This window comes from Flammeovirga sp. SubArs3 (assembly GCF_947387565.1).
Taxonomy (GTDB): domain Bacteria; phylum Bacteroidota; class Bacteroidia; order Cytophagales; family Flammeovirgaceae; genus Flammeovirga; species Flammeovirga agarivorans.
Window position 1 is genome coordinate 1 of record NZ_CANDOA010000013.1, and the last position, 15,563, is coordinate 15,563.

Annotated in this window: 13 protein-coding genes and 1 tRNA gene; 7 read left to right on the forward strand and 7 right to left on the reverse strand. The window is 33.3% G+C overall.

Annotated elements, in window-relative coordinates; translation table 11 throughout:
* Positions 1-4 precede the first annotated feature (4 nt).
* Positions 5-77, reverse strand: a tRNA-Gly gene (locus QL232_RS24345).
* 335 nt (positions 78-412) lie between these two features.
* Here QL232_RS24345 and QL232_RS24350 point away from each other — a divergent pair.
* Positions 413-778: a hypothetical protein gene (locus QL232_RS24350; protein ID WP_168883571.1), complete on the forward strand. Its 366-nt coding sequence runs from the start codon at positions 413-415 to the stop codon at positions 776-778.
* Here the strand turns inward: QL232_RS24350 and QL232_RS24355 are convergent.
* Complete coding sequence (locus QL232_RS24355) at positions 775-2,487, reverse strand: hypothetical protein (protein ID WP_281616127.1); 1,713 nt, start codon at positions 2,485-2,487, stop codon at positions 775-777. The two genes, QL232_RS24350 and QL232_RS24355, sit on opposite strands and share 4 nt — an antisense overlap.
* A 106-nt stretch (positions 2,488-2,593) precedes the next feature.
* A complete protein-coding gene (locus QL232_RS24360; RefSeq protein WP_168883569.1) occupies positions 2,594-2,956 on the reverse strand; it encodes a response regulator in 363 nt (120 codons plus the stop codon).
* Positions 2,957-3,487: 531 nt separating this feature from the next.
* Here QL232_RS24360 and recQ point away from each other — a divergent pair.
* Both recQ and era read left to right on the forward strand, forming a co-directional pair.
* Positions 3,488-5,641 (forward strand): DNA helicase RecQ, encoded by a 2,154-nt coding sequence (recQ, locus tag QL232_RS24365; RefSeq protein WP_281616128.1) that lies wholly within the window; start codon positions 3,488-3,490, stop codon positions 5,639-5,641.
* 56 nt (positions 5,642-5,697) lie between these two features.
* Positions 5,698-6,591 (forward strand): GTPase Era, encoded by an 894-nt coding sequence (gene era / locus QL232_RS24370; RefSeq protein WP_281616129.1) that lies wholly within the window; start codon positions 5,698-5,700, stop codon positions 6,589-6,591.
* A gap of 66 nt (positions 6,592-6,657) precedes the next feature.
* Here the strand turns inward: era and QL232_RS24375 are convergent, their stop codons facing one another.
* From QL232_RS24375 to QL232_RS24390, 4 genes are all read right to left on the reverse strand, one after another.
* Positions 6,658-7,470, reverse strand: coding sequence for a hypothetical protein (locus tag QL232_RS24375; protein WP_281616130.1), 813 nt, complete (start codon positions 7,468-7,470; stop codon positions 6,658-6,660).
* An 11-nt stretch (positions 7,471-7,481) separates the two neighbouring features.
* Entirely contained in the window at positions 7,482-8,960 is a 1,479-nt protein-coding gene (locus QL232_RS24380) for a BatD family protein (protein WP_281616131.1), read from the reverse strand.
* Between the two features lie 443 nt (positions 8,961-9,403).
* Positions 9,404-10,342 (reverse strand): tRNA epoxyqueuosine(34) reductase QueG, encoded by a 939-nt coding sequence (queG, locus tag QL232_RS24385; protein WP_281616132.1) that lies wholly within the window; start codon positions 10,340-10,342, stop codon positions 9,404-9,406.
* A complete protein-coding gene (locus QL232_RS24390; RefSeq protein WP_281616133.1) occupies positions 10,342-10,701 on the reverse strand; it encodes an Hpt domain-containing protein in 360 nt (119 codons plus the stop codon). The genes queG and QL232_RS24390 overlap by 1 nt, the downstream gene beginning before the upstream one ends.
* Before the next feature lie 579 nt (positions 10,702-11,280).
* Here QL232_RS24390 and QL232_RS24395 point away from each other — a divergent pair.
* The 4 genes from QL232_RS24395 (at position 11,281) to QL232_RS24410 (ending at position 15,563) form a co-directional block, all read left to right on the forward strand.
* Entirely contained in the window at positions 11,281-11,940 is a 660-nt protein-coding gene (locus QL232_RS24395) for a peroxiredoxin-like family protein (protein WP_281616134.1), read from the forward strand.
* A 161-nt stretch (positions 11,941-12,101) separates the two neighbouring features.
* On the forward strand, positions 12,102-12,413 hold the full coding sequence (locus QL232_RS24400; RefSeq protein ID WP_168883561.1) for a DUF4286 family protein: 312 nt from the start codon (positions 12,102-12,104) through the stop codon (positions 12,411-12,413).
* A 15-nt stretch (positions 12,414-12,428) separates the two neighbouring features.
* The gene (locus QL232_RS24405; protein WP_281616135.1) at positions 12,429-14,450 is read left to right on the forward strand and encodes a thioredoxin family protein; all 2,022 of its coding nucleotides are present in this window, start codon (positions 12,429-12,431) and stop codon (positions 14,448-14,450) included.
* A 180-nt stretch (positions 14,451-14,630) separates the two neighbouring features.
* Positions 14,631-15,563 (forward strand): polysaccharide biosynthesis/export family protein, encoded by a 933-nt coding sequence (locus QL232_RS24410; protein ID WP_281616136.1) that lies wholly within the window; start codon positions 14,631-14,633, stop codon positions 15,561-15,563.

The following is a 15,563-nucleotide window of genomic DNA, read 5'->3' on the forward strand; positions in this document are numbered from 1 at the left end:
TTTGAGCGAAAAACGGGGTTCGAACCCGCGACCTCAACCTTGGCAAGGTTGCGCTCTACCAGCTGAGCTATTTTCGCTTATTTCGTTCCTTTCATCAGGTGCTTTCCGTTGAAAGCGATGCAAAGGTAAGCCGACTTTTTATATTTCCAAAATTTATTTCAAAAAAAGTAATAAACGAATGTCAACGCATTGATAATCACATTCATTTTATTAAAAATAAAAAATCTCCTAAAACATTAAATGAAACTTATCGATTTACGTTTATTATGGATGACATCACAAATAGAGTAATTATCCTCTATATCTTTGTGACGAAAGAAATTCTTGCTTATATCATTATGTTTTAATCCACTAAAACTATTTTTTAATTAGATATATGGAAAGATTTCATTACTTTTAATGAATATAAATTATGGCAATTTCAACATATCCTATGGATTTCAGTTTCACAGATACACTATTCGAAGGAGATAAAGAGGGATACATTGATTTTCTTTCTATCTCGATTGACGAATTTGAGTCAGACTTTCCAAAACTTAAATTGGCTTTAGAAGATAGAGATTCTGACTTATTCAGTGCAGTTAAACACAAATTCAGCACAAGACTACATACTTTCAACCTTGAGACTTTAGAAAAATTTATGTCTGAAGTGGGAGCGAACTACAAAGAAGATGTTAACTCTGTTGACCCTGTTATGGCTTGGGCAGAATTAGAGCGTCATCTACGTAATATTCTTGATACTTTGAATGAGAAGTTAACAGAGATTAAAAATAACTAAGGATAATTTTCCTTTGAAGATAAATAGACCTGTATCTCGCGTGCGTAACTATCGTAGCGACGGGACAGGTCTTCTTTATTTAACTCTGCGTAGTAACGAGATAGGTTGAGGTTTGCCAATAAAGCTACCTCATTTTTTTTAGAAAATAATTGAGGTGCTAAACGTATCGGTTTACTGTAATATTTTTCTACAGCTTCCTGTTCCATACCTTGAGCAAAAGCAATGTTCCCTAGCAAAAGATAACATCCTAAAGTCTTGATATAATCCCTGCCATAATTCGTAGAGTAATACACCAAAAGTTGCTCTGCAAAGTAATTGGCAGAATCATATTTTAGAGCACTTAGATGGATCATTGTCAGATTATTAAATGCTATCGCTTTCCACCTACTTTCTCTATCATCTTCTAACTCTAATACTTTGTGATATAAGTCTTCAGCGTCTGTTGTATCGCCTTTCATTAAGAGCAATCCTGCCAGATCTATTTGCTGAACGATAAACTGAGTACTATCTTTTTCTGTACCTAAATCCCACTCAATAGCATATGCTTTATTAGTATATATTTCTGCCTGTTCAAAGTAGTTTAACTTGGTCTGCGTTCTAGAAATTTTATGCATTATACTCGCTGCTTTCAAGTTTTCTTCCCCAAAGTATTTTTGGTTCACAGAAAGTGCTTTTTCATATACATTATTGGCTAAAGAATCTTGCTTAACTCTCTCCATCTTCTCACCAATAGTAATGTACCAATCTGTAATTGTCGCTATTTCTTCTAAGGAGTTTTGATTGGTAATATAGGCATCATCATACAATACATCATACCATTTACAGGCTAGAGAATATTCCCTATTTCCAAAAAAGGTATCTGCCAGAAAGCGTTCATATTTTTGTCTACGTTCTGTCGTCCCAATATTACCTTTTAATATTTTGACAGCTTTTACAGCATAAATATCAGCACTATCAAATTCGGATTTTTGGATATACATATCTATTAATTGTTCATATACATTTTCAAGCTCCAAAGCATTTTTACCAAATACTTTTTTAGCAATCATCTCAGACCTCAATAAATTTTGTTGAGCTTTTTTGAATGAACCAGTGGCTGTTTGGGCTACTGCGATGCGATTTAATATTTCTACCATATCTGCTCGGTACTCTGTATCCATTTTTGCTATAATATTCGATGCTTTTGTATAGTAACTACTAGAAGTACCGAAGTTTTTAACCTCAAAATGGAATGTACCTAACGTCATGTAGACATTAATCAAATTATAATAATGATTCGTCCCCTCTGATTGCTCATAAGATTCTGCAGCTTGCTCATAATAGTTTATTGCAATATTAGACAATTGGTGATGTCTAAATATCTGAGCAAGATAAATATACATATCACCAATAAACGCATAATTAGGGGAGGGCTGAGATCTTAAAATAGAAAGACCTTGCTGAATATATTGGGATGCGATGTTAGAAAATCCTCTGTCAGCAAACTTCTCAGCTATTCGTTTATGAAGTAATACAATTCTTTCGTCTGTATTACTATAAGTATCTTTGGCTATTTGAATTACGCTATCCGCAACTTGCTGTGCTTCAATATGGTAATTATAGGATAATAAAGAATCTAAAGTGTATTGTATCTCTGATACATCATGTTCTTTTATCTTAATAGAATCGTTCTCAGCTACTTGTGCAGATGAAAAAAAAGGTAAAAGCATGAAAACACATATCCCAATCCCTACAATCCAGCATCTATATATTTTCTCTACTTTCACCTTTACATTATATATCGTCAAGTTTATCCTTTATTTGAAGGATAATGAATTATTTGATCTCGTTTAGTTTTGCAGGTGTTAATGGCTTAATGATAATACCTGCTACTTGGCTATATTGTTCTGCCTTCTTTCTATCATCTAAAGTTACTTCTGCAGATAACATGTATACTTTTTCAGGATTCACTCCTTTATCTGCCAATTGATCTAGAAAGTCCCAACCAGTACTAGGAGGCATATTGATATCCAAAAACACTAATTCCGGCTGTACATCATCCCAAGATTGAGCAGCAGTATCCACATCTAAAAAAGTGACCACATTTTCACCAAAATTTGTTTTCTCTATCATTTTACGACAGATCATATTATTTGTTGGATCGTCATCGATCACAAATACGTTTTTATAATTACTCATAAGTAGATTTTTCAAATATTAAGCAGAGACGTCTTTTTCTCTTGTAATTTGAATAGAAGACAAATTTATAAAATCTTTTATGTTTCCTGATTATAAAAATAAAGATATAAAAAAAGGTGAGTAAAACTCACCTCCTTTCTAACCAATTCAATTATTTAAACTTCCATCGAAATCTTTCATTTTTGATGTTTTACATCAAAAGTGAGAAACCATAACATTTTTGCATTTTTCGTAAAAAAAATGCCTTTTGTTTGATTTCTTATTTGTAAACATATTATAATATTGACTTTTTCACAAGAAAACAATATAAAATTTTAAGATTTAGCATTAAAAAAATCAAATTATATCTTATTTATAATCAAAACACTATGCACACCACTATTAAACACTATAGACTTACTAGAGTAATTGAATTTTAGTGAATTATCGTTCAAAATAATTTTTACAAAATATTACGAATCTCTTATTATCTATTTGAGATCGTCATTTCAGGATTGTAACTTGCTTCGAAATTCTGTATAAATTAAATCAATGAATATTTCCACTGCTCAACAAGCCCTAAAGCATTTTTTTGGGTACGACCGATTCAGACCTATGCAAGAGGATATTATTATAAATGTTCTTGCAAAAAAAGATACCGTGGTTTTAATGCCTACTGGTGGTGGTAAATCTATCTGCTACCAAATACCTGCGATTATTTCACAAGGCACAGCCATCGTGATTTCTCCTCTTATTGCGTTGATGAAAGATCAAGTTGAAAGCCTTAAAGCAAATGGTGTTAATGCAGCATATTTAAACAGTACACAATCTTATGTAGAGCAAAGGGAAATAGAAGAGGAGTTTAGAACAGAACGACTCAAGCTTTTATATGTATCTCCTGAAAAGTTACTAGCTCCGGCATTTTTAGATTTCATGTGCCGTATGAACATTAGCTTTATCGCAATTGATGAGGCACATTGTATTTCTCAATGGGGGCATGATTTTAGACCAGAGTACACACAACTTACCTCATTAAGACAAAGGTTACCACATATTTCTTTTGTAGCTCTTACCGCCACCGCAGATAAGGCTACTAGAAATGATATCGCCAGTCAACTAAGCATGAATGATCCTAAGATGTTTATTTCATCTTTCGATAGACCAAATCTTAGTTTAAGAGTAGAAGCAGGGCAAAAAAGAATTGAGAAGATTATTCAGTTTTTAAGAGAAAGACCTAATCAATCAGGTATTGTTTATTGCTTATCTCGAAAGAATACAGAATCACTAGCCAATAAATTAAGAAACGCGGGATATAATGCGACCTATTATCATGCAGGTATGCCGGCACATGAAAGGTCAAGAGTTCAAGAAGCGTTTATAAAAGATGATACACCTATTATTTGTGCAACTATTGCCTTTGGTATGGGTATCGACAAACCCAATGTGAGATGGGTTATACATTATAACCTTCCTAAGAATATGGAAGGTTACTACCAAGAAATCGGTAGAGCTGGTAGAGATGGACTTCCTTCTGACACATTATTATTCTACACTTTTGCAGACGTCATGCAATTAAGGGAGATGGTGAGTGAATCAGGACAACATCAACTCCAGTTATCTAAGCTTGAACGAATGCAGCAGTATGCTGAAACAAGAACTTGTCGAAGACGAATTCTATTAAGTTATTTTGGAGAGACTTTAGAAAAAGACTGTGGGAACTGTGATGTATGCAGAAACCCTCCAGAACTATTTGATGGTACTGTTATCGCACAAAAAGCAATGTCTGCAGTAATTCGGGTGAAAAGAGAAATGAATAAAAGCCTTTCAGCAGGTATGCTGATTGATATTCTAAGAGGATCCAGAAGAATAGACTTGGTTAATGCAGGCTACGATCGTATCCGAACGTATGGAGCAGGAAATGATATCAGTTACGATCACTGGCAATTGTATTTACAACAAATGCTCAATCTCGGGTTGATTGAAATTGCCTATGATCATCATAATACCTTTAGGGTGACCAAAACTGGAGAACAAGTTCTAATGGGTAAGTTTCCGGTAAATTTTGCGAAACTATCACAGTTCAAAAGTACGCCTTCTACTAAAGCACCAACAAAAAAGGTTTCTGCCAAAGAGCAATTGGCTACCGACTTGTTCGAAGAGCTTAGAGTACTTCGTAAAAATATTGCTGATAAAGAAAATATACCTCCATATGTAGTATTTAACGATGCTACATTAAAAGATATGGCAGAAAAAATGCCTGTATCAGTTATGGATATGATGGAAATATCTGGTGTTGGTGAAACAAAATTGAAGAAGTATGGCAACCAATTTATCGGAGCGATTGTCAGTTTTATTGTTAGAAAATCTAAAGCTGGCTTCAAAATAAAAGGAAGTACCTCATTACTGACTTATGAGCTCTATAAAAAGGGCTTAAGTATTCATGAAATTGCTCAACAACGTAAGCTTCAAGATCAAAGTATTTATAATCATCTGGCCAACCTCTATGAGATGGGTTATACTATAGATATCTTCCAATACATCACAGGAGAACAATTGGAAGCAGTAGCCGATGCAGTACGAAATCTTGGACCTAATACAGGAGTTAAGGCTATTTTTGATTACTTTAACGGAGAACTACCATATATCAGCATTTATTTTGGGTTAGCTCATACAAAACGTATGCTACAAGCAACCATCAAATCATAGATTAATCTGACAGAATTATTGATCAAAAAAATTAAAGAATAATATAGAAATACATCATGGGTGAGGGAAAGAAACATAAGGCCGGTTTTGTAAGTATTGTAGGTAAACCAAACGTTGGTAAGTCTACACTTATGAATGAACTTGTAGGGGAAAGGTTATCAATCATTACATCAAAAGCTCAAACTACTCGTCATAGAATTATGGGGATTTTAAGTACTGATGATTATCAGATTGTCTATTCTGATACTCCAGGTATTATTAACCCAAAGTATGAGTTACATGAGTCTATGATGAACTTTGTAGATAACTCATTGAATGATGCAGACGTTATTCTTTTTGTTACAGATATTTTTGAACAATTTAAGGAGAAAGATGCCCTTATTAAGTTAGAAAAGGCAAAAGCTCCAATCATTGTGATTATCAATAAAATCGATCTTGCTAAACAAGACGATGTACTAACAAAAGTGCAGTATTGGCAAGAAAAGCTGAACCCTAAGGTAATTATGCCTGTTTCAGCCCTTCATGGCTTTAATGTAAATGTGATTTTGGATGAGATCCTAAACCTTATTCCAGAACATGAAGCTTTTTATGACAAGGAAGAACTTACCGACAAGCCTATGCGCTTCTTTGTTGCTGAAATTATTAGAGAAAAAATATTCCTTCATTATAAAGAAGAAGTACCTTACTCTTGCGAAGTGGTCGTAGAAAGCTATAAAGAAACTCCTGACCTTGTAAAGATCAGAGCTACAATTATGGTAGAAAGAGATAGCCAAAAAGGTATTATTATCGGAAAAGGCGGTGTTAAACTGAAGCATGTTGGTGCCGACTCTAGAAAGGAAATCGAGAAATTTATTCAGAAGAAAGTTTTCTTGGAAACGCATGTAAAAGTGGATGCAGATTGGCGAAAGAACGATAAGAGTCTTAAAATGTTTGGTTATAAAAATGACTAAAAATAAAAACCCTCTTCTATTACTATTAAATAGAAGAGGGTTTTCTTTTTACAATAGAACGAGCAATTACTCTACTTTAAAAGTAATCTGTGCTAGTGTATTATTTCTCCTTTGATCAAAACCTGATACTCTCAAATCATACAAACCAGTATCTGGGAAACTATACATTTCCGAGATATCAAATTGACCTGCACCCGGCACTGGATCGATAAGAGCAAAATCATGGATTAGTGAGTCATAATATCCACTTTCCTCAATTTCATCAGGCATTCTCCAATACATCAACATCTCACATTGGTTCATATTATTATCCAAATCATCCATGTAAGCATTAATTATAATACTATTAGCTTGCTGATGAGTAATTGTATCTATTTCGTATTCAGGAAACTTAAAGTAAGGAGCAAAATTCTTGAATTCAATTGGAATCCTAGAGACCTGACTTTCATTTAATGCTCTATCTTTTGCTTGGATATAAATTTCATATTCTCCTGTACCAGCAAATAAAGAACCTGTTGTTTGTCCTGAAGCAACCGTAAATGTTTGATAAATTTCTGTCTGAGCACCTGCAATAGCAAACGTATCTTCATAGACTAAATAAGCTGGAAACCTTAAACCAGGAGAGTCATCTGTTCCTTTGTATTCAAAACCCAACTTATAAGAGAGAAGATTATAGTCATCTACAAAATATGCCGTTACAATTAAGTCAGTACTTAATGTATCTACCATAACTTCTCCAGTACCATCTTCACCGTTCACTGTGTACTCTCTAATTTCTGGAGCTGTAGTATCTACAAATTTCTCACAAGAGAAGAATAACCCCAAGAATAATGGTAAAACAGCGTTTATATATTTTTTAGAGAAATGTTTTCTCATCATAATTCAAAATTCTAGAACTTCTTTACTAAAAAGAAGATAGTCAGACCAATTGATATAACCACAAAGATGTTTAAAATAATTTGAATCCAATTGGTATTATCCATAGATACAATCGAATTGTCTGCATTTCGCATTGCATCGTAGAAAGATCCTAAATCTGTTTTAGATATCTGAGCATCTCTTAGGCTTTTTCCTTCCACAACAATCGTCACTTCAGGATGAAGCATTTCATATTTTTTTGTACGAGGATTAAAAATTGGCAACTCAATGTATTCTCCTAAATTATATTCTCCTGGTTCCTGAGGCTCGATATAATATTGGTAAGTTTTAGCACCAACGACTCTACCATTTGCTCTATTAATATTCTGAGACACACTTGGTGGATAAAATAAGAGATCTTCTGTTTCCTTTAAACTAGGTTCTCTGATTGAAGAAATATTCCCTTCTCCCTCAACTCTAAATTCAAGTGTTACACTTTCTCCTGTTTTAAGTTTTGCTGTACTGATCTCTTCTCTTAATCGATAGTTACCAACACTAGCTACGCTCTTTAAAGGATTATCTGGAAGCGGTTTTACTTTTATCGTCTTTCCTCGAGATTTAAAGATTTGATGATCTTCTTTTCTATTTCGTCCAAAAAATGATTGACGTTGTGCCACCTGGTACTTAATCATTTCAAGTTCTGTAGGAGGAATAACGATATCTTCTGAGTTTAATGGATAAAACATTGCCTCATAAATCTTATACTGACGATACGATTTTCCATTTATTGTTACGTATTCAGGATGAATTGATTCAATATTAAAGTTTTCTTCCCAACAGTTTCTTGGTTTTACTTGCTTTAAGATTTTAGTAACCTGTTCATCAATTTTATAAAACTCTAACTCGGCTCTATTAGTAACAGATACATAAAAAGAAACATCCATTCTAAACCCTTCACCTCTATAAACAGAAGATTTATCTGTGCTTACGGAATAGAAGGCATCAGCTTTCACATCAATAAAGTCTTGTTCTTGCTGTTGCTTTCCGAAAGAACTTCCTCCTCCCCAAAAATCTGCAAATGGATCATATACTTGTCTCTGAACTGGGGCTCCCACTTTAATGGTAGTACCCGGGTTAGATACAGATTTTCCATTTACAGTCATCGTAAAAGCATTCAACTTAAAAGTACCTTGTTTTGTAGGCTGATAAAGTTGAGTAATACTCTGTTGAGTAGAAACTTGTCCATTTACAATTGATGTCTGACTAGAAGAAGATGGTCTACCTTTTCTAAAACCAGGAATATCAGGAAAAGACGAATACTTAGTTAAACGGCCATTTTTAACCGTTAAAGTGATTTCGAAGTTCTCATTCTGACCTATATCTGTTTTACCTAAAACAACAGAAACGGTTTGAGACATCCCTTGAAAACTGACTAAAAGTAAACTAAATAGCAGTATTGTAAATGATGAAATCGATAATTTGCTGTATGCTACTAACTTATTTCTTTTCATATTGTAAAGATGTAGATTAGCTTCAAGAAAAAATGTAAAAAAAAACTAAAAAATAAATATTTCTTCAATAAAACGTAACAAATACACTATTTTTAACGTTATTGATAATGGAAGTAAAAAATGACTTATTTTTATATTCCGATTTTTCTAAAATAACCAAGTAACACAACCCGATCATGCTTGAATATTCTAAGATAATTTTAAAGAAAGTGGCCTTTGATCGCCATCTTTTTTTGAAAGAACTAAGAAAATCATTGGGAATTTTATCAATTAACGAAGTTTTATCCTTAAGAACATGGGGTAAATCTAATTTTCCTAACTACGCTTTTGTGATTCAAAATGAATGTAATAAACATATCAGTACCTACTCATTAGTAGGCTAATTAAAATTAAACATAAGAATAATAATATAAAGGATAAGTGATCAGCTTTGAGGTAGTTGATCACTTTTTTTGTGCAAAAGAAATATTTCTTTGTAAACCTTCAAACTTCGTTCTCTTTACTGCTGACTTCTTGAACAACTCTTTGAAAACATCTTCTGTTAGCTCAACCCAATCATTCTTGGTCATTCCTTCAAGGTTTTCGTGAGGATTAAATTCTGGAGTCTGATGCTGTTTTGAGAATCTATTCCATGGACATACATCTTGGCAAATATCACAACCAAAAATCCAGTCGTTCATTTTACCTTGAAATTCAGTAGGAATTTGATCTTTGAGTTCAATCGTTAGGTAAGAAATACATCGACTTCCATCTACAACACCTTTCTGAGGAATTGCATCTGTAGGGCAGGCATCAATGCACCGGGTACAGGTTCCACAAAAATCTTTTACTGGAGGATCTGCTTCTAATTCGAGATCAATAATTAGCTCAGAAAGGAAGAAGAAACTCCCCATTTGTCTATTTAATAGTAAGCTATGTTTTCCAATCCAACCAACACCTGCTTTTTGAGCCCATTGTCGTTCCATTACGGGAGCAGAATCGACAAATACTCTACCATTAACATCTCCTATTTCCGATTGGATAAACTTCACCAAATCTTTCAACTTTCGTTTTATCACATAATGGTAGTCTTCTCCATAAGCATATTTGGCTACTTTATAAGTATCCTGTTGACTGAAATCTTTTTCTGGAAAATAATTATAAGATAGGACAACCACAGATTTAGCTCCATCAACTAGTTTTGTCGGATCTAATCTCTTATCAAAATGGTTGGCCATATATCCCATCTCTCCATGCATACCTTGTTTCAGCCAATTTTCTAAATGGTCTGCTTCTTCCTCAAGAAAACCTGCTTTAGCAATACCGCACTCACTAAAGCCAAGTCTTTTTGCTTCAGCTTTAATGAGTGCGGCATTTTTATGTTTTTGTATTTCTTTGTTCACTATGAGTTATTCATCTCCTTAACGGAGGCATTTCCACATTTTTCAATTTCTTCAATCAAATGATTTTTACGAATTAGTTGGGGATCTAAACTTTCTGCTTTTTGAGCGATAAACTGTAATCTTGAAGCACCTACAGTTGCTGCCATACCTTTTAAAGTATGTAACGATCGCTTTACCTTCATCTTGCTATTCTGTGCAATACCCTGCCTTGTAGCATCCACTAAATCATGAACATCACTTCCAAAGGTTTCAATTAATAATTTCAATTGATCCTCTCTTGCAAAGGTCTTAAATTTTAACCAAACATTTTGCTTAAGTAAAGGTATACTACTGTATGTTTTAAAAAATAAAGTATCCATCAATACAAAAACCAAAGAAAATAGGTCTTCGTTTACTTCAGTACGTATTGAAATTCTTCCTTTTCTATAATTTATTCATTCCCAACTCTATTTACTATACTTTATTACCTTATGGAACTTTTCTTATATCACTGATTCTCTATCCCTTTCATAAATGAAGTCTTAAGAAGTACATTCAATAACGATCTTTCTTTTTCCTTTTGGACTATATCGTACATGTTGTTGAGATATGAAAAATTATAGCTACACAAATAAAGAACATAATTATTTACGTTTTATATTCTTCTTTAAATCAAACTATTAATGAAAATAGACAAACAATATCAGTGAGGTGTATATAATGTTATTGATAATACTCAATCAATCATATAAAGAACGTAATTAAATGCTATCTACTATAAAAAGGAAAAAACAACAACCTCCAAGGAAAAATAACCAATGGATATCAAATGGTTAGCATCGATATTTGAACTGATAATAAAAACAAGCTTAACTATGAAATATCAAATCCTAATTTATTCACTTTTAATCTCCTTTTTTGGATGTAAAAGTGCCTTATCACCAATATCATCAAATTCAATGAACACTCAAGAAACCGAATCTCTACAAAGTACTTTAGATCATCAGAAAGATAATTTCAATGCAAAAGCAGATGATCAGACAAAAAAAGTTTATCAAGAAGGACTTGATGCTATTGAAGAAAGTGGCATTACTTCTTCTGCAAAAAATATAGGTGATATTGCCCTCAATTTCACATTAAAAAATGCTGTAGGAGAAAACGTTTCTTTATCATCATATTTAGAAAAAGGAGCTGTTATCCTTACTTGGTATAGAGGTGGATGGTGCCCATATTGTAATTTAACATTGCACCGATTACAACAAGAATTACCTAATTTCAAAGCTGCAGGAGCTAATCTTTTGGCACTAACTCCTGAAGTTCCAGATAAATCATTATCAACATCTGAAAAACACCAACTTGATTTTGAAGTACTCAGCGACATCGACAATCAGGTAGGGAAAGAATATGGAATAGTCTTCAAACTAACACCTGAAGTAGCTAAAATCTACGAAGAGAAGTTTGGACTAAGTGAGTATAATGGAAATCAAGACAATGAACTTCCTTTAGCCGCTACCTATGTAATTAATCAACAAGGAGAAATTATTTATGCGTTTATTGATATTGACTACAGAAAAAGAGCTGAACCTAGCGATATCATCAATGCATTGAAAGTAAAATAGTTGATCTCTTTTACAGATAAGAAAAATATAAGTCAACTTTAATGATGCTTTAGTATAAAACCTTATTTTTGAAGGATGTATGAAGTATGAGGAGTAAAAGTTTTCTAAACTATCTTATATAATTATTTTTACACTCAATATTTCGCAAATACTAAAGCATCATGATTATATATAACCTTTCCTTCCATGTAGAAGATGAAGTCTTACCTTCATGGAAACAGTGGATGAATTCTTTTTTTATACCAGCTGTAATGAAAAGTGAGTGTTTCACTCAATATAAATTAATGAAATTATTATCTGAGAAAGCAGAACAAGCAGGAACTAACTTCGCTCTTATGCTTGATGTGGATAACCTTGTTCAAGTGGACAAGTTTATGCGACAACATGAAATGGAATTACATACTGCTCTAAAAAATAAATTTGGAGAAAAAGTAAGTCAATTCCGTACCGTTCTCAGAGAAGAAAGCATTTAATCATATTATCCTAGCATGAAAAACTTTTTCAAATTACTTAACCTTACGTTTTTGCTCTTTATCACTTTTATGAGTGGAGCAAATGCACAACTTATCAATCCTGTAACTTGGTCAGCAAGTTTATCTAACAATGAACCGAAAGTTGGAGAAACTATTGAAGTAACTTTCAAAGCCAAAATCAAAGATGGATGGTATTTATATTCCAACGACTTTGATCCTGATTTAGGGCCAATGCTTACTACAGTAAAATATTCTGAAAATAATACCTATGAAGTTGTTGATGCTCTAAAAGCTATTCATCCTAAGAAAAAATATGATGACTTGTGGGAAGGCGATGTTACTTACTTTAAAAAAGAAGGAACATTTACTCAGAAGATTAAAATCTTAAATAAGGACTTTAAGATTGAAGTTAGTGTTTCTGGACAAAGCTGTTCTGATGAAACAGGGCAATGTATCCCATTAGAAAAGTCTTTCACCTTTGGTGATGCTAAAATCAGCCACACTCCTGCTGACAATACTGAAAAAAAAACTATAAAAAGTGAAGATAAAGGTACTATAAAAGCAGTATCTTCAAGTGGACAAGATGATGAAGAAAGCCTTTTTGGTTTTATGTTATCTGCCTTCTTATTTGGTTTAACAGCTATTTTTACACCATGTGTTTTCCCAATGATTCCTTTAACTGTTTCTTTCTTTACGAATCAAAGTGGAGGTAAAGTAAAAGCATTCTTATATGGATTTTCAATCGTTGGTATTTATGGTTTCTTCGGTGCAGTATTAGCCCCATTAGCAGGTGATCCAAGTGTTGCAAATGCAATTTCCACACACTGGCTTCCGAATACCTTATTCTTTACCATCTTTATTGTATTTGCGATGTCATTCTTCGGAATGTTTGAAATCACTTTACCTAGTTCGTTGGTAAACAAGATGGACAAACAATCTGACAAAGGTGGTTGGGGAGCTGTATTCTTTATGGCCTTCACATTGGTACTTGTATCATTCTCATGTACTGGTCCTATTGTAGGTACTATTCTGATCGAATCTGTTGGTGGAGCTTACATTAAACCAATATTTGGTATGATAGCTTTTGCCACAGCTTTTGCATTACCTTTTACAATGTTCGCATTGTTCCCAGGGTTAATGAAAGGTTTACCTAAATCTGGTGGCTGGTTAAACTCTGTAAAAGTTGTTTTAGGTTTTGTTGAACTTGCATTAGCATTTAAATTCTTATCAACAGTAGATTTAGTATATCACTGGGGAGTATTAGATAAAGATATAATGGTAGCAATTTGGATTGCTATCACAATGATGCTTGGTTTATACCTTATCGGTAAAATCAGATTGCCACACGATTCTCCAATGGACACGATTAGTCCTCCAAGAATGATTTTAGCAACAGTGGTTTTCACCTTCATGATTTACTTAATTCCTGGTTTATTTGGTGCTCCTCTAAAATTATTATCAGGTATTCTACCACCACAAACTCATCATACCTTTGATATCAAAGATATCATTCGTAGAGAGGTTGAAAATGCACACATTTCTGGAAATGGAGATGCTCAAAATATGTTATATCCTATTAAATATGGAGAGATTTTCCACTTACCACACGGTTTAAAAGGATATTTCGATTATGAACAAGCATTGGAAGCATCAAAGAAGTTTAATAAACCTATTTTCTTAGATTTTACAGGATATGGGTGTGCCAACTGTCGTAAAATGGAGGATAATGTATGGTCTGATCCAAGAGTATTGAAACGATTAAAAGAAGATTATATCGTTTTAGCTCTTTATGTTGATGACCCTACAAAACTTCCAGAAGCAGAATGGATTACCTCTACTTTTGATGGTAACGTCAAAAAAACAATTGGTGCTAAAAACTTTGATTTCCAGATCACAAAATTCAATAGTAATGCACAACCATTCTATTGCTTATTAGATTCAGATGGAAATTGGATGAAACCAGCACAAGCATACGATTTAGATGTAGAGAATTTCATTCAATTCTTAGATAACGGAGTTAAAATGTATAAGAAATAAGACGATAATTCGAATAATTTCATTTTATCATCAAAATACTTTAGGTCCACTTCATATTTAATTTATGGAGTGGACCTTTTTTATTATTTTTACCTAAATCAGTATACTTCTGATATTTTTTCAACGTTTATTCTACACAGTTAAATCGCTAAACGAATAAGCCTCGAACAGAAATTCTACATGAAAGGCAATTTTATACAAAAAGATACTGTTTTCTACCTGATATTATTAACCATGACAATGCAATTGTCATCGTGTTCAATTAGAAAAAGTATTCTTTTCAAAACTGATGAAAGTATCAATCAAGAAGCGTTTATTTCTGCTGAAAACGCTGCATTAAATAATTATACTATTGAGGTTGACGATTATATCGCAATGTCCGTTTTCACCAATAAAGGTGAGAAAATGGTAGATCCTAATGGAGATTTTATACAACCTAATCAGTTATTAAAACAAGGAAACACTAATGGAAACATGGGAAATAATACTATGTTGGAAAACCCAAACAGTGTTATGAATTCACCTCTTAGAGAAAACGGTGACGATCCCACGAAATACCTTGTGAAAAGTGATGGAACTGTAAATTTTCCTTTAGTTGGGAATGTTTCTTTAAAAGGCTTAACCCTTGAGCAAGCCAATAGAAAACTTGAAGAGCTATATAGTAAATATTATCAAGAACCTTATGTTGTTACTCAATATACCAACAAAAGGGTGATCGTATTAGGTGCGACTGGAGCTGAAATTGTTCCACTTAGAAGTGAGCATATGACTTTATTAGAAATCATTGCTTTGGCTTCTCAACAAAGTGCCACTAATGCTGCCAATAATGGTATTCCAGTTCAAAACGATATTATGGCTACCAATATAAGAATGGTTAGGCCTGATCCGGTTCTTGGCTTCAACAAACCTGCAGTTCAACTTATTGACTTAAGCACCATACAAGGAATGGCAAAAGCAAACCTTAATGTAATGCCTAATGATGTTATTTACATTGAACCCCGTAGAAAGTCAGATACTAGAAACTTACAAGATCTGACATTATTAGTAAGTGTTGTTTCAAGTGTAGTTTCACTTTATTTATTGATTCAGCAGATCTCAACACCTAACAACTAG

Excerpts from the sequence above, each read along its gene's own strand:
- QL232_RS24360 (WP_168883569.1), bottom strand. The coding sequence starts at position 2,956 with ATGAGTAATTATAAAAACGTATTTGTGATCGATGACGATCCAACAAAT.
- QL232_RS24380 (WP_281616131.1), bottom strand. The coding sequence starts at position 8,960 with ATGAAAAGAAATAAGTTAGTAGCATACAGCAAATTATCGATTTCATCA.
- QL232_RS24400 (WP_168883561.1), top strand. The coding sequence starts at position 12,102 with ATGATTATATATAACCTTTCCTTCCATGTAGAAGATGAAGTCTTACCT.
- QL232_RS24350 (WP_168883571.1), top strand. The coding sequence starts at position 413 with ATGGCAATTTCAACATATCCTATGGATTTCAGTTTCACAGATACACTA.
- era (WP_281616129.1), top strand. The coding sequence starts at position 5,698 with ATGGGTGAGGGAAAGAAACATAAGGCCGGTTTTGTAAGTATTGTAGGT.
- QL232_RS24390 (WP_281616133.1), bottom strand. The coding sequence starts at position 10,701 with ATGGATACTTTATTTTTTAAAACATACAGTAGTATACCTTTACTTAAG.
- QL232_RS24375 (WP_281616130.1), bottom strand. The coding sequence starts at position 7,470 with ATGATGAGAAAACATTTCTCTAAAAAATATATAAACGCTGTTTTACCA.
- QL232_RS24395 (WP_281616134.1), top strand. The coding sequence starts at position 11,281 with ATGAACACTCAAGAAACCGAATCTCTACAAAGTACTTTAGATCATCAG.
- recQ (WP_281616128.1), top strand. The coding sequence starts at position 3,488 with ATGAATATTTCCACTGCTCAACAAGCCCTAAAGCATTTTTTTGGGTAC.
- QL232_RS24410 (WP_281616136.1), top strand. The coding sequence starts at position 14,631 with ATGAAAGGCAATTTTATACAAAAAGATACTGTTTTCTACCTGATATTA.
- QL232_RS24355 (WP_281616127.1), bottom strand. The coding sequence starts at position 2,487 with ATGCTTTTACCTTTTTTTTCATCTGCACAAGTAGCTGAGAACGATTCT.
- QL232_RS24405 (WP_281616135.1), top strand. The coding sequence starts at position 12,429 with ATGAAAAACTTTTTCAAATTACTTAACCTTACGTTTTTGCTCTTTATC.